The organism is Tenacibaculum adriaticum (assembly GCF_008124875.1).
Taxonomy (GTDB): Bacteria; Bacteroidota; Bacteroidia; order Flavobacteriales; family Flavobacteriaceae; genus Polaribacter; species Polaribacter adriaticus.
This window is the reverse complement of record NZ_VNIA01000001.1, coordinates 1-18891: the sequence shown is the minus strand read 5'-3', so window position 1 is coordinate 18891 and position 18891 is coordinate 1. Positions and strand designations below refer to the sequence as shown.

The 18891-nt window shown below is 30.3% G+C and carries 22 protein-coding genes; 15 read left to right on the top strand and 7 right to left on the bottom strand.

The features are described from left to right. Nucleotides 1–245: 245 nt before the first annotated feature. The gene (locus C7447_RS00115; RefSeq protein WP_148868153.1) at nt 246–758 is read right to left on the bottom strand and encodes a DUF3124 domain-containing protein; all 513 of its coding nucleotides are present in this window, start codon (nt 756–758) and stop codon (nt 246–248) included. A 79-nt stretch (nt 759–837) separates the two neighbouring features. Here C7447_RS00115 and C7447_RS00110 point away from each other — a divergent pair, with 79 nt between their 5' ends. The 3 genes from C7447_RS00110 to C7447_RS00100 are packed head-to-tail and all read left to right on the top strand — an operon-like array spanning nt 838 to nt 2366. Then, a complete protein-coding gene (locus tag C7447_RS00110) occupies nt 838–1449 on the top strand; it encodes a DUF4230 domain-containing protein (protein ID WP_148868152.1) in 612 nt (203 codons plus the stop codon). Beyond that, a complete protein-coding gene (locus tag C7447_RS00105) occupies nt 1449–1814 on the top strand; it encodes an MmcQ/YjbR family DNA-binding protein (RefSeq protein ID WP_148868151.1) in 366 nt (121 codons plus the stop codon). The genes C7447_RS00110 and C7447_RS00105 overlap by 1 nt, the downstream gene beginning before the upstream one ends. A 3-nt stretch (nt 1815–1817) precedes the next feature. Further along, a complete protein-coding gene (locus tag C7447_RS00100) occupies nt 1818–2366 on the top strand; it encodes a 5-formyltetrahydrofolate cyclo-ligase (protein ID WP_148868150.1) in 549 nt (182 codons plus the stop codon). 46 nt (nt 2367–2412) lie between these two features. On the opposite strand, the gene rho is transcribed toward C7447_RS00100, so the two are convergent. After that, nucleotides 2413–3975 carry a transcription termination factor Rho gene (rho, locus tag C7447_RS00095; protein ID WP_148868149.1) on the bottom strand — a complete coding sequence of 521 codons (1563 nt, stop codon included), beginning with the start codon at nt 3973–3975 and terminating at the stop codon, nt 2413–2415. 205 nt (nt 3976–4180) lie between these two features. On the opposite strand from rho, the gene C7447_RS00090 reads away from it, so the two are divergent. The 4 genes from C7447_RS00090 to C7447_RS00075 all read left to right on the top strand — a co-directional run bounded on the left by C7447_RS00090 (nt 4181) and on the right by C7447_RS00075 (nt 8070). Continuing rightward, nucleotides 4181–4612, top strand: coding sequence for a DUF4293 domain-containing protein (locus tag C7447_RS00090; protein ID WP_148868148.1), 432 nt, complete (start codon nt 4181–4183; stop codon nt 4610–4612). Between the two features lie 230 nt (nt 4613–4842). Next, the gene (locus C7447_RS00085; protein ID WP_148868147.1) at nt 4843–5499 is read left to right on the top strand and encodes a response regulator; all 657 of its coding nucleotides are present in this window, start codon (nt 4843–4845) and stop codon (nt 5497–5499) included. A gap of 121 nt (nt 5500–5620) precedes the next feature. Further along, nucleotides 5621–6271, top strand: a complete 651-nt coding sequence (locus C7447_RS00080; RefSeq protein WP_148868146.1) for a hypothetical protein — start codon at nt 5621–5623, stop codon at nt 6269–6271. Between the two features lie 137 nt (nt 6272–6408). Then, nucleotides 6409–8070, top strand: a complete 1662-nt coding sequence (locus tag C7447_RS00075; RefSeq protein ID WP_148868145.1) for a sensor histidine kinase — start codon at nt 6409–6411, stop codon at nt 8068–8070. Here C7447_RS00075 and C7447_RS00070 read toward each other — a convergent pair. Then, nucleotides 8045–8542 (bottom strand): metallophosphoesterase family protein, encoded by a 498-nt coding sequence (locus C7447_RS00070; protein ID WP_148868144.1) that lies wholly within the window; start codon nt 8540–8542, stop codon nt 8045–8047. The two genes, C7447_RS00075 and C7447_RS00070, sit on opposite strands and share 26 nt — an antisense overlap. 63 nt (nt 8543–8605) lie before the next feature. Here C7447_RS00070 and truA point away from each other — a divergent pair, with 63 nt between their 5' ends. The 3 genes from truA to C7447_RS00055 all read left to right on the top strand — a co-directional run bounded on the left by truA (nt 8606) and on the right by C7447_RS00055 (nt 11642). Then, the gene (truA, locus tag C7447_RS00065) at nt 8606–9340 is read left to right on the top strand and encodes a tRNA pseudouridine(38-40) synthase TruA (protein ID WP_148868143.1); all 735 of its coding nucleotides are present in this window, start codon (nt 8606–8608) and stop codon (nt 9338–9340) included. A 36-nt stretch (nt 9341–9376) separates the two neighbouring features. Next, nucleotides 9377–11110: an ABC transporter ATP-binding protein gene (locus C7447_RS00060; RefSeq protein WP_394343752.1), complete on the top strand. Its 1734-nt coding sequence runs from the start codon at nt 9377–9379 to the stop codon at nt 11108–11110. Nucleotides 11111–11186: 76 nt separating this feature from the next. Next, nucleotides 11187–11642, top strand: coding sequence for a hypothetical protein (locus C7447_RS00055; RefSeq protein ID WP_148868142.1), 456 nt, complete (start codon nt 11187–11189; stop codon nt 11640–11642). Nucleotides 11643–11688: 46 nt separating this feature from the next. On the opposite strand, the gene cdaA is transcribed toward C7447_RS00055, so the two are convergent. Further along, complete coding sequence (cdaA, locus tag C7447_RS00050) at nt 11689–12471, bottom strand: diadenylate cyclase CdaA (protein WP_148868141.1); 783 nt, start codon at nt 12469–12471, stop codon at nt 11689–11691. 37 nt (nt 12472–12508) lie between these two features. Then, on the bottom strand, nt 12509–13327 hold the full coding sequence (folP, locus tag C7447_RS00045; protein ID WP_148868140.1) for a dihydropteroate synthase: 819 nt from the start codon (nt 13325–13327) through the stop codon (nt 12509–12511). Between the two features lie 95 nt (nt 13328–13422). Here folP and C7447_RS00040 point away from each other — a divergent pair, with 95 nt between their 5' ends. The 5 genes from C7447_RS00040 (at nt 13423) to C7447_RS00020 (ending at nt 17151) form a co-directional block, all read left to right on the top strand. Continuing rightward, a complete protein-coding gene (locus C7447_RS00040; protein WP_148868139.1) occupies nt 13423–13968 on the top strand; it encodes a DUF1599 domain-containing protein in 546 nt (181 codons plus the stop codon). An 11-nt stretch (nt 13969–13979) separates the two neighbouring features. Further along, nucleotides 13980–14945 carry a DoxX family protein gene (locus tag C7447_RS00035; RefSeq protein ID WP_211354880.1) on the top strand — a complete coding sequence of 322 codons (966 nt, stop codon included), beginning with the start codon at nt 13980–13982 and terminating at the stop codon, nt 14943–14945. Nucleotides 14946–14994: 49 nt separating this feature from the next. Continuing rightward, on the top strand, nt 14995–16011 hold the full coding sequence (locus C7447_RS00030) for an SRPBCC family protein (protein WP_148868137.1): 1017 nt from the start codon (nt 14995–14997) through the stop codon (nt 16009–16011). A gap of 64 nt (nt 16012–16075) precedes the next feature. Continuing rightward, a complete protein-coding gene (crcB, locus tag C7447_RS00025) occupies nt 16076–16447 on the top strand; it encodes a fluoride efflux transporter CrcB (protein WP_148868136.1) in 372 nt (123 codons plus the stop codon). Between the two features lie 2 nt (nt 16448–16449). After that, nucleotides 16450–17151, top strand: a complete 702-nt coding sequence (locus tag C7447_RS00020) for a crotonase/enoyl-CoA hydratase family protein (protein ID WP_148868135.1) — start codon at nt 16450–16452, stop codon at nt 17149–17151. A gap of 103 nt (nt 17152–17254) precedes the next feature. Here C7447_RS00020 and C7447_RS00015 read toward each other — a convergent pair whose 3' ends face one another. After that, nucleotides 17255–17860 carry a DUF1684 domain-containing protein gene (locus C7447_RS00015; protein ID WP_148868134.1) on the bottom strand — a complete coding sequence of 202 codons (606 nt, stop codon included), beginning with the start codon at nt 17858–17860 and terminating at the stop codon, nt 17255–17257. A gap of 1 nt (nt 17861) precedes the next feature. Beyond that, complete coding sequence (locus tag C7447_RS00010; protein WP_148868133.1) at nt 17862–18395, bottom strand: DUF4252 domain-containing protein; 534 nt, start codon at nt 18393–18395, stop codon at nt 17862–17864. Between the last annotated feature and the right edge of the window lie 496 nt (nt 18396–18891).

Here is an 18891-nt window from a genome sequence, read left to right as displayed (position 1 = left end):
CCGTTTGAGCTATTTAGATTGAAAGTCGTTGGTGCAAGTTTGGAAGGATTCGAAGCACATCCTGTCAATATAATTGCATATATAAATAATAAAAATGATTTTTTCATATGTTTGTCAATGTTAAGATACCCGTCGTTTTAATGATGAATATCGTACGATAGCGAAGTTATTAGAAAATAACTTAAGAATCAAACCAAATTTGTAACTTCGTGTTTATGGAATTAGCGTTTTAGGACTTCTTCTTCTTATTTGATTCGCTTAGATTGTGTTGTAAATGAGAGTCCTTGTTGCCCCATAGTTGAATTCATGATTCCTTCAAATAAAGGTTCAGGGCAATTTTTAGGTATTTTCCATTCAATTATAAAATTCGAGCCAGTTCCTCCTTCAATATCTGATTCATCTATTATTATTATTTCGGTAGTTTCCATAGGCGCTAAATAGATAGGGCTGTTAAAATATACTCTAATAGATTTGCCATGGGTGTCAAAATATTCTGCTTTTAGTAAGTAAATAGTGTCTGCATCACTTGTGTTACGTAAACTAGCCATGGCGGTTAGGTTGTGTGTTTTGTGTTCGGAAAGACTATAAATTTGAGAATAAATAGAGAGATATGATTTTCCATATTCTAATGAATCTTTTTTACTAATATCTATTTTTCTTTTTGACCAATTTTCTGAATTTATAGAGCTAATTTCTTTTCTCTCATTGCATCCAATGGTTAGAATTATAATTAGTATAAGTAGAATATATTTTTTCATTGTATATTTTTTCTTCGTGCAGTAGCGAAGTTAGTCGAAATTTATCCTAAAATCAAACCAAATTTGTAACTTCGTATTTATGGAATTATTGTTTTTAGGATTAGCCATTGGCGCCATCATTTCTTATTTTATTTTTCAAAAGTTTACTTCCGTAAAAAAGAAAAATTTAACAGAAAAGCAATCTGTTATTTTGTTAGATAAAATAAAGAAGGTATCAAAATTGATTACGGTAGAAGGTGAATTTGCAGAAATTTATCATCATGAAAATACCCAGGAAAAATTTTTAGGACTTATTTCGAGTAAGAAAAAAGCCATTATTATTATCAATGCAAAAACGCATATTGGGTTCGATTTTAGAAAAATAAGAATGCATGCAGACAATGCTAAAAAAATAATTGTAATGTCTGAGTTTCCAAAACCTGAAGTTTTATCGATAGAGCCAAACATTCAGTTTTACGATATTCAAAATGGATTATTAAATAAATTTAATTCAGAAGATTTAACCCAAGTAAATAAAGAAGCTAAGGAGTTTATTTTACAAAAAATACCAGAAAGTAACTTGATGCAAACAGCCAGCTTGGAAGCGTTAGAAGCAATTGCCTTAATGAAAAACTTGGTCGAAACTATTGGTTGGGAATTAGATTATTCTGCTATAGAATTACCTGAAGGAGATCAAAAATTATTAGAGTAATGCACATAGAACAACTTCGTGAGTATTGTTTAAATAAAAAAGGGGTTACCGAACATTTTCCTTTTGATGAAGTAACTTTAGTTTTTAAAGTTATGGGAAAAATATTTATATTGATAGGATTAGATCATTGGGAACAAGGTGAAGCTAGAGTAAATTTAAAATGTGATCCTGATTGGGCAGAAGAATTACGAGGAGAATATGAAAGTATTAATCCGGGGTTTCATATGAATAAAAAGCATTGGAATACAGTTACGTTAAATGCAGATGTTTCTGACGTATTTGCCTTTGAATTGATAGATCATTCGTATGATTTAATTGTAAAAGGGTTAACTAAAAAACTACGAGAAGAATTAAAAGCAATGTAATTAATGCGAAAACAGGATCTTCGAAAACAATACAAACAAAAACGAAAAAATTTAAAAGAAGTTGAAATTGATCGGTTGCAAAAAAACATTTATCAGCAACTTTTTAAGTTTGATTTTTCTTCTGTAGAAAACATTCATATTTTTCTACCTATTGAAAGACAAAAAGAAATTAATACATATCCGATTATTAGTTTTCTTCGGAAGCTTAATAAAACAATCATTATCAGTAAAACTGATTTTTCAACCGTTACTTTACAGCATTTTTTATTTGAAGAAGAAACTCAATTAGAAACCAATACTTACGGAATTCCTGAACCTATAAATGCTAAAAAAATAGATGTAAAAGATATTGACTTGGTATTTGTTCCGTTATTAATTTCTGATGAAAAAAATTATAGAGTGGGTTACGGAAAAGGATTTTACGATCGATTTTTATCAGAATGTTCATCCGAAGTAAAAACGATTGGGCTCAATTTTTTTGAGCCTATAAAAAAGATTGAAGATATTAACGAGTTCGATGTTCCGTTGCAAACGGTAATTTATCCAAAATAAAAAATCCCGCTGAGTGCGGGATTTTTTATAGGTATTTTTCTTGAAATTATCCATTCATGGAGATTAAGAACTCTTCATTGTTTTTAGAGAACTTAATTCTTTCATTGATAAATGTCATAGCTTCAATTGGATTCATATCTGCTAAATATTTTCTTAATACCCACATACGTTGTACGGTTTTATCATCTAATAATAAATCATCACGACGTGTACTCGATTTAATTAAATCGATTGCAGGGTAAATTCTACGGTTAGAAATATTACGGTCTAATTGTAGCTCCATGTTACCAGTTCCTTTGAATTCTTCAAAGATAACTTCGTCCATTTTAGAGCCAGTTTCTGTAAGAGCAGTGGCAATAATAGTTAAAGAACCACCATTTTCAATATTACGAGCCGCACCAAAGAAACGTTTTGGTTTGTGTAATGCATTTGCATCAATACCACCCGATAAAATTTTACCAGAAGCAGGAGCAACTGTATTATAAGCTCTTGCTAAACGTGTAATAGAATCTAAAAGAATGACAACATCATGCCCACATTCTACCAAACGCTTTGCTTTTTCTAAAACGATGTTAGCAACACGTACATGTTTATCTGCTGGCTCATCAAAAGTAGAGGCAACAACTTCACCACGTACGTTTCGTTTCATGTCTGTAACTTCCTCTGGTCGTTCATCAATTAATAAAACAATTTGATATACTTCAGGATGATTCGCTGCAATTGCGTTGGCAACATCCTTTAATAACATGGTTTTACCAGTTTTGGGTTGTGCTACGATCATACCGCGTTGTCCTTTCCCAATAGGAGAGAATAAATCAATAATTCTTGTTGAGAGAGAACTTCCTTTTTCTGCTAAATTGAATTTTTCTTGAGCAAATAAAGGAGTTAAGTGTTCGAATGAAACACGATCACGAACTATATTTGGATTTAACCCGTTTATTTTTGATACGCGGATTAAAGGGAAATATTTTTCGCCTTCTTTAGGTGGTCGTACATTACCAAGAACGGTATCACCAGTTTTTAATCCAAATAATTTTATTTGAGATTGAGAAACATAGATGTCATCTGGGGATGATAAATAACTATAATCAGAAGAGCGTAAAAAACCATAACCATCAGGCATCATTTCTAATACTCCTTCGCTTTCTATAATGCCATCAAACTCAAAATCAGGATCACGATAACGATTTCCGTTTTTATGATGTTTTACGTTTTGGCCTTTATTGCTTTTAACATTACGATTTTGTTGACCTTGTTGAGGGCGAGGCTTATTACTTTGTGATTGTTTTTTTTCTTCTGAAAGTTCTTTTTTAGGAGCAACTGCTTTAGGAGTAGTTGATTCGTTTTTTTTAACTTCAACAGGTTTTCTAGTTTCAATAGGTTTTGCTGTTTCTTGATGTTGATTACCATCAGGTTTGGCAACACGTTTTCTTTTAGGTTTTTCTGCCACAGGTTCCGTAGCTTTTGCACTAGCTTCTGCTTGAGCATCTAAAATTTTATAAACTAAATCTAGTTTTTTTAATTGGCTAACTTTAGTTAAACCGGTTGTTTTGGCAATCTCTTGAAGTTCTGCCAATTTTTTCGCTTTTAAATCCGAAATTTCGAACATTATAATTAAATAATTAAGGTTAGAAAATCTTTGAGGAAAGATTTTGCTTAAATTGTTAAGTTTTTTATGATTAACTTAAAGTATAAGTGAAAATACAAAAAGTATATTGCGCGGTTAATTCTAAGCAAATATATATAAATATTTTAATTTGCAAAGTTTCTTTTTCAAAAAAAAGAATATTACATTTGCTACCTATTAAAAAAGAATGATACAAAGAATACAATCTATATACTTATTATTAGCAGGAATTATTTCTGGTGGGTTGATTTTTTTTGTGAGTTTATGGTCTAATACAAATGGAAATTTGTTTGCTTTAGATTTGTTTTCATCTAGTACTATACTAGAAAAAAGCATTCCGTCATTATTCTTTTTATCAGCCGCCTTATCAATGATAACTATTTTTTTATTTAAAAAACGTCAGTTACAATTTGTTTTAGGGCGATTAAATATTTTGATAAACCTTATTTTATTAGGATTATTAGTATACCTATCACTAAACTTATCTGGAGAAACTTTAGTTTCTGAGAAAGGTATTGGGATGTTCTTTCCTGTTATTGTTATTTTGCTGTTAGTTTTAGCAAATAAGGCCATTAAAAAGGACGAGGATCTTGTAAAATCTGTCGATAGATTACGATAAGCCTAACATCTTAGTATATTTAGTGCGAAAAAAACCGAGGCTTTGTCTCGGTTTTTTAATATATAATAATTACTTATTTTTGAATACATTAACAGCTATGTCTAAGGGAAAACCCTTAGATGTTACCTAAGGGTTTTCCCTTAGATGATTAGGGTAAACCCTTAGTCGATATTCAGGGTGTTTGTAATTTGGTAGAGAAGTTGTAACCATATAGATTTGTAAAAGAAATAATGATTAAAAAAATCAAAGTTCATGTCGCTGACGACCATAAGATATTAATTGATGGTGTTATAGCGTTGTTAAATACGGAAGATGATATTGAAGTTGAAGGCTATTCATTAACTGGGAAAGAAGTTATAGAGTGGTTTAAAACAAATAAGGCAGATGTTTTAATACTTGATATAAATATGCCAGAGTTAGATGGTATAGGAGTTTTGAAAATATTTCAAAAAAGAAATATATCACAAAAAACAATTATTTTATCTGGTTTAAGCGATCCTAAGTTGGTGCAAGAAATGATTGCATTAGGAGCAAATGGTTTTATAGAAAAAAGTTCTGCAAGTGAACATATTATAAGAGCCATTAAAACTGTTCATAAAGGAGAACAATATTATAGTGATGAAATAAAGAGTAGTTTATTTGAGCTTTTTGTTAATGAATCTAAAACAGATGAAACCATAAAAAATGTTGTAGAAGAGCCATTAACAGATAGAGAAAAAGAAGTTTTAAAATTAATTACTCAAGAATTTAGTACATCTGAAATGGCAGAAAAACTAGATGTAAGTATAAAGACAATAGAGACACACAGAAGAAGTCTGTATAAAAAATTAAAAGTAAAAAATGTGGTAGGTTTGGCAATGTATGCTGTTAAAAACAATATAGTTTAAAGATAACCCTTCATTTATTTTATTATAGTCCCCCGATAAAATAAGCCCCTTAAAACTATATGCATACGTTGCCAAATTTTTTAAATTGTACTAGAAATATAACCCAAAACAATTATAAATTATGAAGAAATTAATACCATTTTTTATTGCATTTATTTTTCTAGCATCTTGTTCGTCTGAAGAAACCATAGAATTGGATGAAACTCTTTTAAAATCATATAAAATAACTAAGAATGAGCAGGGGAGATATTCGATTGATTATGAGGTTAAAGAAGACGCATCAGTAGATGTTGTTAAAGATATTAAAACGAATTATAATGAAATTTATTTGTTCTCAGGGAAAGTTGCTATGGGAAATAAACGCTCTGAATCATTATCAATAGAAAACGATCAACTAAAAGTAGGTTTTTTTGAAAATAACCAAAAAAGAAAATCTGTTATTATTGAAGATGATAATATAGTTTTAGCTAAAGGAGAGGAGTCAAGTGAATTTTTAGAGCAATATAGTGTAGAGGATTTAGGTGATGAAAATTATCAGTTGAATTTTAAGGTTAGAGATGGTGTAAATGTTGTTTTTGTGTATAATGAACTTGAAGATATTTACGAAGTACATTTAAAAGAAGGAAAGTCTAACGGTGTTAGTTTTTCTAAAACTTATAGTAAAACTTCAGAGGTTTTGAAAATAGATTTTGTAAATTATTCAAATAATTTTGCTAAAGCTACTGAAAGTAATATTGAAAAAATGCCAAGAGTGGTTATAATCACTCTTTAAATTTATAATGTGAAGTGTTTGATTTTTCTAGATTAAAAAATATAGTCCCCCTTATATTTATATTTTTATTTTCACAAGTAAGAGCTGAGTTTTTAGACTCAGCTTTTTCTGCTTATATAGAACAAGAAAATGATACTTTGAGCATATCTCAAAGAAAATATGAGTTAGCAAATAAACTTTATGAAGAAGAAGAGTATTCAAAAGCTCTAAAGATGATACTTCCTATAACTGAAGGTGATAATAATCAGAGGTTAAAAGCTAAGGCGAATTTACTAATAGGTAAAATTTTAATTAAGACAGAAAATTACAAAGGAGCCCTAAATTATTTAAGAGAATCTCTTTTGTTGTTAAATGTTAAAATAGATGTTTTTGACAACATGGTTGTTAAAGATTTAAGTTTAATAAAAGCGGATAATTATCTACACATGTCAGCTGCTTTTTTTAGGGAAAAAAGAAAGGACAGTGCACTTTATTATTTAAAAGAACTAATAGGTATTGAGTCGATTAATAAAGATGTTGTGAAATTAAAAGGAGATGCTTATAGTAATCTTGCTGCGGTATATATAAATGATAGTGAAAATTTAGATCAAGCAAAAATATATTTAGAAAAAGCTATAGGAATACACGAAAGATTTGATAATAAGATTTTATTGGCAGGGGATTATAGTAATTTGGCAAGTATTTATGTACAAAGAAAGGAGTACCAAGAAGCAAAAGTTTTGTATAAGGAAGCTTTAAAGTTTTTAGAAAATGAAACTACTAATCGAGCTATAGATTATAAAGAATTATTGTATGATAATTTGGCATGGTCATTATATAATCTAAAAGATTATACAGCTTATGAGTACGTTACTAAATCATATGATATTAGAGATAGTTTAAATGATAACAAGCTTAAAGCGGAATTAAAAAAAATTGAGTTAAGACATAACATTGATTTAATCAGAAAAGAAGAAGAGAATAAAAGATTGCGTTTAGAAAGAAATACTTGGTTAATCGGTGTTATAGGAGTTTTAGTTTCTTTACTGTTGCTCTATTTAGCGAATCTTTATAAATTAAAGCAGAAAGATTTAAATTTACAATTGTCTAAAAGTGAATTGGAACAGCAAAGAAATCTTGAAAAATTAAAATCTGAGTCTCAGGTAAAAATTCTTAATGCAGCTTTAGATGGAAAAGAAACCGAACGTAAACAAATAGCTGAAACCTTACACGATAATGTTAGTGCTTTATTGTCGTCGGCAAATATGCATTTACAAGCAAGTCAAAAGCAATTTGGTAAAGAAACACCTATTGAAATTCAAAAAACACAAGAAATAATTTTAGAGGCTTCTCAAAAAATTAGAGATTTATCTCATAATTTAGTTTCGTCTGTTTTATTAAAGTTTGGTCTGGGCTACGCAATTAAAGATGCTGCCAAAAAATATTCAAACTCTGAAATAAAAATACATACGGCAATTACAAATATTGATAGATATTCTCAAGATTTTGAAATTAAAATATTCAATATTGTTCAAGAACTTATTAATAATATTTTAAAGCATAGCAAGGCAACAAACGCTTATATTACGATAGAGGAGGAAAACAGTAAACTTTTAATTATTGTTAAAGATAATGGTTTAGGTTTTGAAAATAATGGTGAAAATACTGTGGGCATTGGTCTCAATCAAATTCAGGCAAGAATTCACATAATGAAAGGAACTTTTGTTATAGAATCTTCAATTAAACAAGGAACTAAGGCTATGATTGAGGTACCATATGTAAAAAGAGATGAATCTAATTTCGCTTCGCTAATTCTATAATTTCCATATTTTTTATTTCCTTATTGTCCAGTTCAAAACGAATCATGGTTCTAACTTTATGAAAACCATGTTTACCAGCAGCCCCGGGATTTAGATGTAATAAGTTTAAATTTTTATCAAACTGAATTTTTAAAATATGAGAATGTCCACAAATAAATAATTTCGGAGGGTTCGACTTTAATTCTTCTCTAACACGTTGATTGTATTTATTTGGATATCCACCAATATGAGTAATCCATACAGAAACTCCTTCAATTGTAAATTTATTATCTAAAGGAAATTCGGTACGTGCATCTTTATCATCAATATTTCCGTAGACAGCACGTAAAGGTTTTAATTTTTTAAGAGTGTCGGTAACTTGTAAATCACCAATATCGCCTGCGTGCCATATTTCATCAGCTTGTTGTACAAATTTTAAAATTTGATCATCAATATAGCTATGGGTGTCTGATAAAAGTAAGATTTTCTTCACACGACGAATGTACAAAGAACAAAATAAAATCCGTAGTTTAGCTACTTGTAAAACAGTGTTTTTTTGAGGTATTTTTTAGAACTTTCATACAACGGGAAAAACTATTTTGGATGGCAAATTCAACCAGATGTTATTTCTGTGCAAGGAGAAATTAATAAAGCAATTAGTACTATCTTGCAAGAGACGATTAATGTTGTTGGTGCTGGTCGAACGGATGCAGGTGTGCACGCTTCACAAATGTTTGCGCATTTTGATGTTGATAAAGCCGTGGATGAAAATTTTACATATAAGCTTAATGCAATTTTACCAGAAGATATTGTTATTTATAAAACGATTTTAGTGAAGGGTGAAGCACATGCAAGATTTGATGCTAATAGCAGAAGTTACGAATATAAAATTTGGTTAGGACGTAATCCTTTTTTATTAGATACTACATGGCAGTTACATTATCAAAAACTGAACATAGATTTAATGAACAAGGCAGCAAAAATTTTGTATGAATACGAAGATTTTGAGTGTTTCTCTAAAGTAAAAACAGATGTAAATACCTTTAATTGTATTATAACTCATGCTAAATGGGTTTTAAAAGGAAATGAATTGATTTTTCATATTTCTGCTAATCGATTTTTACGAAATATGGTACGAGCCATTGTAGGAACTTTATTGGAAGTAGGTTTAGGGAAGATTACTATAAAAGATTTTAGAAAAATTATTGAAAGTAAAAACAGGAGTAATGCTGGAGTTTCTGTGCCAGCAAAAGGATTATTTTTAACAAAAGTAGAATACAATTATATATAAATTGTGAGCAAGAATAATACAGGTAATGCATTTGACATGAAGATTTTTGTAAGACTAATGAGTTTTGCAAAACGATATCGTTTCCAGTTTTGGGTAGCGACTATTTCGACTATAACACTAGCATTATTTTCAGCAGCGAGTCCAGTTGTACTAATGCAAGCAATCAACGATTTTACAGAAACAAAAGATTTAACAAGGCTGTTGTATTTTACAATAGTAATGATTGTTATTTTATTATTGAAAGTACTATTACAGTTTACTTTTATTTACTACGCTAATTGGGTAGGTCAGCATATTATTAGAGATATGCGAGCTAAAATATTTAGAAATATTATGCAGTTTAGAATGACCTATTTTGATAATACATCAGTTGGTAGATTAGTAACTCGTGTTGTTTCTGACATAGAAACAATCGCAAATTTTTTCACCCAAGGTGTTTTTACCATTGTAAGTGATATCCTACAAATGTTGGTGATAGTTGTTGTTATGTTAGTTATTAATTGGAAGTTGGCATTAATAGCATTTGCAGTAATGCCTATTTTAATTTACGCAACAAAACTATTTCAAATTGCTATAAAAGCAACTTTTCAGGAAGTTAGAAATCAAGTAGCAAACTTAAACGGATTCGTGCAAGAACGTGTTACAGGGATGAAAATTGTTCAATTATTTAATCGTGAAAAAATTGAATACCAAAAATTTGTGGAAATAAATGACAAACATAAAAAAGCACATATAAAAACAGTTTGGTATTATTCTATTTTCTTTCCAATTGCAGAAATTCTTTCTTCCATAGCCATCGGATTAATTGTTTGGTATGGAGGTTTGCAAGTAATAAGTGATAAAGTAGTAACAGTTGGAGCAATTATAGGGTTTATTCAAATGGCACAAATGCTATTCCGCCCTCTACGTCAAATTGCCGATAAATTTAATCAGTTACAAATGGGGATTGTAGCAGGTGAACGTGTATTTAAAGTAATGGACACCGAAAGTTTTATTGATAAATCGGGAACAATACTAGCAGATAATTTACAAGGAGACATCAGCTTTAAGGATGTTCGATTTAGTTATGTTAAAGGAGAAGAAGTATTAAGAGGAATTTCCTTTGATGTTAAAAAAGGTGAAACCGTTGCAATTGTTGGTGCTACAGGTGCGGGAAAGTCTACTATTATTAATTTAATTAGCCGTTTTTATGAAATTGATAGTGGATTAATTTCAGTTGATAAAATACCCGTCCAAGACTATGATTTAACATCTTTAAGAGAAAAAGTAGCAGTTGTTTTACAGGATGTATTTTTGTTTTCAGATAGTATTTTAAACAATATTACGTTGAAAAACGAAAATATAACTTTAGAAGAAGTAAGAAATGCGGCCAAACAAATAGGGATTCACGAGTTTATTATGACTTTGCCAAACGGCTATAATTATAATGTGAAAGAAAGAGGAATTATGTTGTCATCTGGGCAACGTCAATTAATTGCGTTTCTTAGAGCTTATGTGAGTAAGCCAAGTATTTTAATTTTAGATGAAGCTACTTCGTCAGTAGATAGTTATTCAGAACAGATGATTCAATATGCTACAGATGAAATTACGAAAGGAAGAACGTCTATAGTAATTGCCCATCGATTAGACACTATAAAAAAAGCCGACACTATTATTGTAATGGATAAAGGACAAATTGTAGAAAAAGGAAACCATCAAGAATTACTAAAAAAAGAAGATGGTTATTACCGTAATTTGTATGAAAAACAATTTAATGTAGAAGTCGTATAATTATTTAACTTTTATTTGATTAGTACATCCAAAATGTTACATTTGTTATTCAATCTTAAACTAAAAATCATTAACAATGAAAAAATTAATTTTATCTGTATTAGTTGCTGGATCATTAATGGCAACTTCATGTAAGAAGGCAAAAGAAGCAGGAAGCGATTTAAAAGATGCAACTGAAGCAGTAGCAACTGAAGCTGCAGAAGCAACAGAAGATGCTGCTGATGCAGTAGCTGAAGGTGTGGAAGATGCAGTTGATGCAGCTAATGAAGCTGTAGACTCTGCTTTAGAAGGAGTAACAATTCCAGAATTTGAGGATCCTAAAGTAGGAGAGCACTTAAAAGCTTATGCTGAGTATGCAAAAGAATATATCGATGCTAAAGGAGATGTAGTAAAGAACTCTGAGTTAGCAAAAAAAGGTACTGAATTAGCTGCTAAAGGAAAAGAAATTTTAGCATCTTTAGATGAAGAAGCAGCTGCTAAATTCAAAAGCGTAATGAACGCTATTCAATCTAAAATGGCACCAGCTAAATAATTTTAGATTTTATATCATCAAAAAGGCTCTCATACGAGAGCTTTTTTTATTCCGTTAAATCTTTTTGAAGTTTTTCTATTAACTGTTCAGAGTTTTTAAATAATACAAACTCACCATCTTTAATATAAGATATTTCTCCTGTTTCTTCCGAAACTAACAAACAAACCGCATCTGTTTTTTCAGAAACACCTAATGCTGCTCTATGTCGTAAACCAAAACGAGCTGGAATTTTTGTATTGTCCGACACAGGTAAAATAACACGTGTAGCTATAATATAATTATCACGAATAATAGTAGCACCATCATGTAAAGGGCTATTCTTATAAAAAATACTTTCAATAATAGCTTCGTTAACCAAAGCGTTCATTTTATCTCCAGAGCTTACTAAAAAATCTAGTTTATTAGTACGTTCTATAACAATTAAAGCGCCTGTTTTAGATTTTGCTAGATGTTCTAATGCAGTTACCATTGTTTCAACATCGGTTTCCGCATTAATTTCTGATTTTAAAAACTTTAATTGAGTTAAGAAACCACGTTTTGTAGAAAAATTGGTTGTACCAATCATTAGTAGAAATTTCCTTATTTCTTGTTGAAAAACGATAATTAAAGCTATTACACCACCAGAAAGTAAATAACCAAGAATACCACTTAGCATTTCCATATTAAGTGCTTGGGTAATTTTCCAAATTAAAAAAATTAAGGCAATTCCAATAACAATATTAATAGCTACGGTTCCTTTAAGCAGTTTGTATATATAATAGAGTAAAATAGCAACAAGAATAATGTCAAGTATGTCGAGAAACGAAAAATCGATAAAATCTAAGCTCATTATTCTTACTATGTTTTGGGTAAAAGTACTAATTTTATTATAATTGATTTACAATTTTAATCGCTTCAACTGCCTCTTTTACATCGTGTACACGTAAAATATTAGCGCCGTTTAATAAAGCAATTGTATTTGCGGAAGTTGTAGCGTTTAACGCTTCTTTGGCGGAACTACCAATAGGTTTGTAAAGCATAGATTTTCTAGATAAACCACTTAAAATAGGAACTTCTAAACTTTTAAAAAGTTCTAGTTTTCTTAATAATTCAAAATTATGCTCTATGGTTTTTCCGAAGCCAAAACCAACATCAATAATAACATCATTAAGTTTTAATTGACGAAGTTTAAAAATTTGTTCCGCAAAAAATGAAATTAACTCTTGAGTAATATCATGGTATTTTGGATTTAATTGCATGTTCTGTGGCGTTCCTTGCATATGCATTAAAATATAAGGAACTTGTAGTTTAGCAACAGTTTTAAACATCTCCTCATCCATTTTTCCACCAGAAATATCATTGATTATTGCAGCACCTGTAATAATGGTTTCTTTTGCAACCTTACTTCTAAAGGTATCTATAGAAATAATGATTTTTGGAAAGTTTTTAACTAGTAATTCAACAACAGGAACGATGCGAAGTAATTCTTCTTCTTCAGAAATATGTTTTGCTCCAGGACGAGACGAATACGCTCCAACATCTATAAAAGTAGCACCGTTAGTTAGCATTTTATCTACTTGAGAAAGAATGTCTTTTTCGTTTTTGTATTTTCCACCATCAAAAAAAGAATCAGGAGTAACGTTTAAAATACCCATTACTTTAGGGCTAGAAAAATCGATAAGTTTTCCGCGACAATTTATTGTCATTGAGTTTAAGTGCTTTTTAATTAAATTTCTTTGTAAAAATAAATGAAAACTCTTTCGTTTTACTATTTTTACGTTATTTTTTCAGTAGAAACATAATGCAAAATACTTCAAAACAATACGATGCGGTTATTAATGAGTGTCGAAATTTATTTATAAAAAAGATGAGTGACTATGGTAGTGCGTGGCGTATTTTACGTTTACCATCGTTAACAGATCAAATTTTTATAAAAGCACAACGCATTCGTCAGTTGCAAGAAAATGCAGTAAGAAAGGTTAATGAAGGTGAAAAATCTGAATTTATCGGAATTATTAATTATTCGGTAATGGCGTTAATTCAGTTAGAACTAGGAGTGGTAGAGAATCCTGATTTAGATATTGAAGAAGCAAGTGCTTTGTATGATAAGCACGTGAAAATAACTAAAGAATTAATGGAGAACAAAAATCATGATTATGGTGAAGCATGGCGTGACATGAGAATTTCTTCATTAACCGATTTAATTTTACAAAAACTATTACGCGTTAAGCAAATAGAAGACAACAAAGGAAAAACATTGGTATCTGAAGGAATAGATGCTAATTACCAAGATATGATTAACTATGCAATATTTGCAATGATTCATTTATCAGAAAACAAAAAATAAAATCCCTAATTATGTTAAAATTACTTACACAAATTTCAAGATTTCTAATCGGAGCTTTATTTATTTATTCAGGTTTCGTAAAATTAGTAGATCCAATGGGTTCTGCATTCAAATTTCAAGAATACTTTAGCGAAGGTGTTTTAAATATGGAGTTTTTAATTCCCTACGCCTTACTATTTTCTATTTTGTTAGTAATAGCAGAGTTAGTATTGGGTGTAATGCTAATTGTTGGTTATAAGCCAAAATTAACTGTTTGGAGTATTTTTGGTTTTACACTTATTTTCTTGTTTTTAACTTGGTATTCGTATACTTATGATAAAGTTACCGATTGTGGATGTTTTGGTGATGCATTAAAAATTTCGCCGAAAGCAACATTCTATAAAAATGTAATTTTTATGGGCTTTATCTTGGTGTTGATTGCAGGATTAAAATATATAAAACCTTTAATTTCAGATAAAGTTGCAAGCTTATCAACATTCGTTACATTATTCATTTCAACGGTTATCGTGTATTATGTATTAAACCATTTACCAATTATTGATTTTAGAGCATATGCTGTTGGAACTGATATTGCTGAAGGAATGAAATACCAAGGAGATGGAGAAGTTCCACCAATTCATGATTTTATGATTGAAACAGATGAAGGAGATTTACTTGAAGAAATGTTGGCAAAAGATAAAGCAATGTTAATTACGTTGTATAATTTCGATAAAACGGAAAAAGAAGGTCTTCCTGCTATCGCAAAAGCAGCAGCAGAAGCAAAAGCGGCAGGATACGAAATTTATGTGCTAACTGCATCGTATGTCGAAGATTTAGAAGCTACCCAAAAAGAATTTGGTTTGCCATATACTTTCGCCTTTTGTGATGAAACAGCTTTAAAAACAGCAATTAGAGCAAATCCAGGGATTATAACTGTAGAAAAAGGAGTTATAAAAGGAAAATGGAATTGGACCGATGCTGATGATGTAAAATTCTAATTTATAGTAGTTCTTGTATCTTTATAATATCAATTAAAATACATAAACTATGAAGTTTTTTAAATATTTACTATTACTGTCGTTAACACTTCTAGTAATAGGGTTGTTGTATGTTTCTATCCAATCTGGAAATTATGAAGTTTCTAGAACTAAGTTGATGAAATACCCAGTATATTCTGTTTTTAATATAGTAAACGATTTAAAAACTTGGGAAAAATGGGGTCCTTGGCACGATGAAGACTCAACAATTATGGTTACGTATGCCGATAAAACAGTAGGTGTTGGGGCAAGTAATCGTTGGACGAGCAAAGACGGTTCAGGGAGTATAAAAACTGTTTCTATAATAGAGAACAAAAGAATAGTTCAAGAAATTAGATTTGGAGATAATGAACCAAGTGATGTTCTTTGGGATTTTGAAAAAATAGCAGAAGGAACAAAAGTTACTTGGACGATGAAAGATGATAAAGCACCTTTTATTTTTAAAGTTTTTTCTACACTATCGGGCGGTTGGGAAAATATGTTAGGACCAATGTTAGATAAAGGCTTAAATAATTTAGATGAAGTTGTTAAAAGCCAACCTCTAAAATATAGTCTTGGGGAGGTGAAAATTATTGAAAATCAAGACAAAATATTTCTTGGTTTTCCGTATAAAATGAAAATTGATTACGCAGAAATCCAAAAAGTATTTGCTGATGCGATGCCTAAAGTAATTGATTATGCTATACAATCAGGGTTAAAATACGCAGAGTTTACACCAGGAGCACTTTACCATAAATGGGATCAAATAAAAGGTGAAACAGAGTTTCATATTGGCATTTTGATAGAGAAAAATATCAAACCGAGAGAAGACATGGAAATTATAAAAGTAACAGGAGGTAAAAATGTTATGATTACTAAATGTGGTAATTATAATGAAGGAGATTATGAAGCTCACATGGCTATTGATACCTATTTAAAGGTAAATAATCTCATTTCTAAATGGCCAATCTACGAATTGTATGTAAATGATCCTACTCAAGTAAAACAAGAAGATATTCAAACAGACATTTATTATCCGTTGCAATAATATTCAATTTTATTATAAATGAAAACCTCACAATTGTTGTGAGGTTTTCTTATTTTCGCAAGTAATGAAGCAATTGTTATTAGTATTTATCGGAGGAGGATTTGGTAGCGTTTTACGTTTTATAATGGGTAAAGCCCTTAATAATTCACAAACTGGAATTCCTTTCGGAACCTTTGCAGCTAATATTTTGGGAAGTTTGTTTATAGGTATTATACTTGGGTTAGCAGCCAAAAATGAAGCGATTACACAAAATCACACCTTGTTGCTGGCTACAGGATTTTGTGGTGGGTTTACCACTTTTTCAACCTTTGCTTACGAGAATCATGTTTTCTTAAAATCTGGAGATTTCACCACTTTTGCATTATATACGATTGCAAGTTTTGTGGTAGGGTTTTTAGCAGTTTTTTCAGGAATATACTTAGTTAAATTTTTATAAAAATGAACAAATTAGTACACTATACATCAGAAGATAAGTATGCAATCATAAAGATTGTGAACGGAAAAGCGAACGCAGTTTCTCATGAAGTAATTGATGCGTTAAATGAAGCTTTAGACCAAGCAGCTCAAGACGAAAAAGTGGTGATTTTAACAGGTCAAGACGGGATTTTATCTGCAGGGTATGATTTAAAAGTGATGACAAAATCAGCAGATTCCGCTAAAGAATTGGTAAAAAAAGGATCAACATTGGCTCATAAAATGTTGTCTTTTCCTATGCCCATAATTGTTGCTTGTTCTGGTCATGCTGTAGCCAAAGGGGCTTTTTTATTATTGTCTGCCGATTATAGATTAGGTGTAGAAGGTGATTTTAAAATCGGTTTAAATGAAGTGATGATTGGTATGACCATGCATCACGCAGGGATTGAGCTTGCAAAAAGCCGTTTAGCACCAGTATTTTTTGAAAGAAGTGTAAACAATTCAGAAATTTACAACCCGAAAGATGCCATAACAGCTGGTTTCTTAGATAAAGTCGTTTCTCAAGAACATTTATTACCAACAGCTGTAAAGATAGCAGAAATGTTTAGTAAACTGAATAAAAAAGCACATGCACAAACAAAATTAAAAGTGCGTAAGCCCTATTTAGAAAGATTACAAAAAGCGATTGAATTAGACGTAATTGAAGAGATTTCGTTTAATCAGTAATAAGAGTTTTTTGATAGAATAAAAATCGTCATTATGGATGTAATGAAGCAATCTCAACATAAAGATTACTTCTTCGCTTTACTCCTCGCAATGACGATTTTTACTATTTTTTATAAGTCATTACACCTGCTTCAATTTTAATATCTAAATAATTATTTCTTGGTGTAATTGGGCAAGAATACCGGTTGCTATAAGCACAATACGGGTTGTAAGCTTTGTTAAAATCAATCGTTATGGTTCCGTTTTGTTGCTCATCAGTAGTGTACACCTCTACAAAACGACCTCCTGCATATGATGTCTTTCCGTTGGTTTTATCTAAAAAAGGTAAGAATAAATAGTCTTTATATTCTTCCTTCGGATGCTCATCTTGGTAAATATCCAATTCAAATTCTTTGTTGTCAATTATAAAAGAAACCACACCGTATTTTTTGTAAGTAACTACTCTGTTGGTAGTTGTAGGGAATTTAAAAAGAGGAGCATCTGGTGTTTTTGTTAATTTAGCAGTTACCTTGTATTTCTCGTCAATTGGAAAAAAATCTAAACCTTTAAATTTCTTCAATCCTTTTTTGGTAAGCGGAGATTTACTAGCGTCTTTAAATTTTGCGTTCATTTCTAATTGAAACTCCGATTTTCCTGTCAAAGTTCTTTTCTTTTGAGCGTTGCAAGACATCAGTATAAAAAGTAATAAAAAAGGTATGTACTGTTTCATTTTAGTAATTCGGATTAAAACCTGTATTTGTAGGTAATTGGTAACTTTGAAGTAATTTTTTTGATAGATCGTCAAATTGATTGGTTTCAGAAATTTTACGTAGAGTGTTTGGGTTAAATGTTCCTTTTAAATAAAAAACGGATGTTTTTGCTAAAGTTGAATTAAAAACAATTACTTTTTTTACAATATTGCCATCTTCAATAACTGATAAAATTTTAGTTTTCTCAGGGGTGTTTTGCCTTAAAACATCTTTGTAATTGTTCGCTGTCACCAAATTTATTTGCTGAATAAGTTCTCTTTGTTTTTCAACAGATATTTCGTTGAATGTAATAAATTTAAAATCGTTAATATTACTAAAAATTCCATTCATTTCAGGAGAGATGGAACTTAGCACACTTCTCATAAAATTAGGCACTTGAAAAGTGGTTACCCCAATTTCATTTTTATGTTCATTAAAAAACGATTGAAAACTTCTACTGCTTCCGCAAGAAATTAACAATAGAGTTAATGAAATAAATAAGTATTTTTTTTTCATAGAGTAATGTTCTTCGTTATAATGTTTGTGTATGGTTAGTTGCGTGGTTAAGCAACTAATTTAACAAATAAAAACGTGTCAGAGAAAATTCCTTTGGAATTTTCCGAGCAGACCTGAGCCAAGTAATTAATTATACACATCTTAAGTTAGCAATTGTTTAAATTTAGAGATATAAATCAGAAAGAAAGAAGCGTAGAATAAGGTTATGATATACGTGGAAACCTAGATTTCGTCAACATTGATAATCCCTACGCTTTTACTACTTCAAATTCGTTCAGTTCTGTGAGAGTTAGATCTCGACTTTAAGTTGTTGAATTGTAGGTAGTTCTTTCTTTCCAATCTTTTTTCTTATGGATAAAAATAAACAATTTTTAGGAATCGACGTTAGTAAAGAAGTTATCGATGTGTATGATTCTCAAGGAATTTGGCATCAGTTTAGAAATGACGTTTCTGGTTTTAAGAAATTACTCACTATTACTAGTAGCTTAACGCATTG

What these genes read in the sequence shown, in the direction of transcription:
- C7447_RS00115 (WP_148868153.1), bottom strand. Translation starts at nt 758, where the DNA reads ATGAAAAAATATATTCTACTTATACTAATTATAATTCTAACCATTGGA.
- C7447_RS00110 (WP_148868152.1), top strand. Translation starts at nt 838, where the DNA reads ATGGAATTATTGTTTTTAGGATTAGCCATTGGCGCCATCATTTCTTAT.
- C7447_RS00105 (WP_148868151.1), top strand. Translation starts at nt 1,449, where the DNA reads ATGCACATAGAACAACTTCGTGAGTATTGTTTAAATAAAAAAGGGGTT.
- C7447_RS00100 (WP_148868150.1), top strand. Translation starts at nt 1,818, where the DNA reads ATGCGAAAACAGGATCTTCGAAAACAATACAAACAAAAACGAAAAAAT.
- rho (WP_148868149.1), bottom strand. Translation starts at nt 3,975, where the DNA reads ATGTTCGAAATTTCGGATTTAAAAGCGAAAAAATTGGCAGAACTTCAA.
- C7447_RS00090 (WP_148868148.1), top strand. Translation starts at nt 4,181, where the DNA reads ATGATACAAAGAATACAATCTATATACTTATTATTAGCAGGAATTATT.
- C7447_RS00085 (WP_148868147.1), top strand. Translation starts at nt 4,843, where the DNA reads ATGATTAAAAAAATCAAAGTTCATGTCGCTGACGACCATAAGATATTA.
- C7447_RS00080 (WP_148868146.1), top strand. Translation starts at nt 5,621, where the DNA reads ATGAAGAAATTAATACCATTTTTTATTGCATTTATTTTTCTAGCATCT.
- C7447_RS00060 (WP_394343752.1), top strand. Translation starts at nt 9,377, where the DNA reads ATGAAGATTTTTGTAAGACTAATGAGTTTTGCAAAACGATATCGTTTC.
- C7447_RS00055 (WP_148868142.1), top strand. Translation starts at nt 11,187, where the DNA reads ATGAAAAAATTAATTTTATCTGTATTAGTTGCTGGATCATTAATGGCA.
- cdaA (WP_148868141.1), bottom strand. Translation starts at nt 12,471, where the DNA reads ATGAGCTTAGATTTTATCGATTTTTCGTTTCTCGACATACTTGACATT.
- folP (WP_148868140.1), bottom strand. Translation starts at nt 13,327, where the DNA reads ATGACAATAAATTGTCGCGGAAAACTTATCGATTTTTCTAGCCCTAAA.
- C7447_RS00040 (WP_148868139.1), top strand. Translation starts at nt 13,423, where the DNA reads ATGCAAAATACTTCAAAACAATACGATGCGGTTATTAATGAGTGTCGA.
- C7447_RS00035 (WP_211354880.1), top strand. Translation starts at nt 13,980, where the DNA reads ATGTTAAAATTACTTACACAAATTTCAAGATTTCTAATCGGAGCTTTA.
- C7447_RS00030 (WP_148868137.1), top strand. Translation starts at nt 14,995, where the DNA reads ATGAAGTTTTTTAAATATTTACTATTACTGTCGTTAACACTTCTAGTA.
- crcB (WP_148868136.1), top strand. Translation starts at nt 16,076, where the DNA reads ATGAAGCAATTGTTATTAGTATTTATCGGAGGAGGATTTGGTAGCGTT.
- C7447_RS00020 (WP_148868135.1), top strand. Translation starts at nt 16,450, where the DNA reads ATGAACAAATTAGTACACTATACATCAGAAGATAAGTATGCAATCATA.
- C7447_RS00015 (WP_148868134.1), bottom strand. Translation starts at nt 17,860, where the DNA reads ATGAAACAGTACATACCTTTTTTATTACTTTTTATACTGATGTCTTGC.
- C7447_RS00010 (WP_148868133.1), bottom strand. Translation starts at nt 18,395, where the DNA reads ATGAAAAAAAAATACTTATTTATTTCATTAACTCTATTGTTAATTTCT.